This is a genomic window from Comamonas testosteroni (genome assembly GCF_000761245.1).
In the GTDB taxonomy this organism is placed as follows: Bacteria; Pseudomonadota; Gammaproteobacteria; order Burkholderiales; family Burkholderiaceae_C; genus Comamonas; species Comamonas testosteroni_C.
The window spans coordinates 1-1,292 of record NZ_AWOR01000106.1 but is presented as its reverse complement, the minus strand read 5'-3'; the positions used below and the strand labels follow the sequence as shown (position 1 = coordinate 1,292).

General features: G+C 58.7%; 1 protein-coding gene. It reads right to left on the bottom strand.

From position 1 onward, the window contains the following. Window positions 1-1,292 (bottom strand): type VI secretion system Vgr family protein (locus P353_RS26345; RefSeq protein WP_034376268.1); only part of this gene is annotated, 1,292 nt, incomplete at both ends.

Genomic DNA, 1,292 nt, shown 5'->3' with positions numbered 1-1,292 from the left:
GGCCTTTGCATGGGTTTGTGGCGTTGACCGGGCCACGCAGGGTTATCGCTATGCCATTGAGGTGAATGCCTTGCGCGTCGAGCGTGAGGCTACCTCCCGGGCTTTGGAAGACCACACGCTCACTGGCTTGCAGTTGGTAGACCGTGGTGGTGTGGTGTATGCCTTGGCCGGCAGTTAGACGATGTTGCCCCGAGATCGTTTGCTGGCAGTGGCCGCCCACTTCGCTGTGGTGGTTGGCTGTTGTGGTGTCGTAGCGGTTATTGCCGACCCGCTCACTGCGATCCCGACCGACAGTTGTCTCATGGTCACGTCCCGACGAGAGCGTGTGGTCCCGGCCGATCACGTGGGACTGGTCGTTCCCGATAGTGATCTGCTCGTCATTGCCTACTTCTTCTTTGCGGTTATTACCTACAAACGTTGTGTTGTCATGTTTGACATGAACGTTCTTGTCCTTTTCAGCATGGATAAACACCTCCTCGTGCCCTAGCTCATCCTCAAAACGCAGCTCATTGAAGCCATTGCCTTTATGGGTTTGGCTCTTGATGGTCATCCGCGTCTTGTGTTTGGGCAGCTCATACGGCGGCAGATTGGTCTCGCGGTAGGTGCGGCCCGTGGCGATGGGCTGGTCAGGATCGCCATCCAAATAGCCAATAATCAGTTCCTGACCGATTCGCGGCACGGCCATGGCGCCCCAGGTCGCACCGGCCCAACCCTGCGCTACACGAATCCAGCATGAGCTGTGATCGTTGTTTTTGTCCGAGCGATCCCACGGGAATTGCACCTTGACCCGACCCCATTCATCGCAATAAATCTCCTCTCCTGGCGGGCCGACCACCGTGGCAATCTGCGGGCCGTCGATGCAGGGTTTGGGGCGCAGCGGCGCCTTCCAATCCGAGGTCCAGCGGATGGCGCTGCCTTTCAACGAATAAGAGGTACCGAGGCCGCTACCAAAGGATTCTTCCTGCAAGCTGGTGTGTTGCTTGCCTTCGTGCTTGATGGCGATGGTGCGCCAGCGGTCGTTGAAGTCCTCACGGGGATGATCGTTGAGGTCGAAGGCCAACCCCGGTTGCAGGCGTTCATCGTCGCCTTCCACATGCGCCAGCTTGGCGTCGTTGCGTAGCGCCGTTAGGCGTGTCTTGGTGAAGGGTTTGCCAGCGATGTCGCGTTTGTAGCGGCCTGGGTAGTCGTAGCGTTCGTAGTCCTTGTGCTGGTTTTTCAAGTCCTGGTCGCCGGTGGCGGTGTGCTGTTGGTCGTAGCGCGGGTGGGTGAAGGTGTAGTCGCGCTGCACCTGG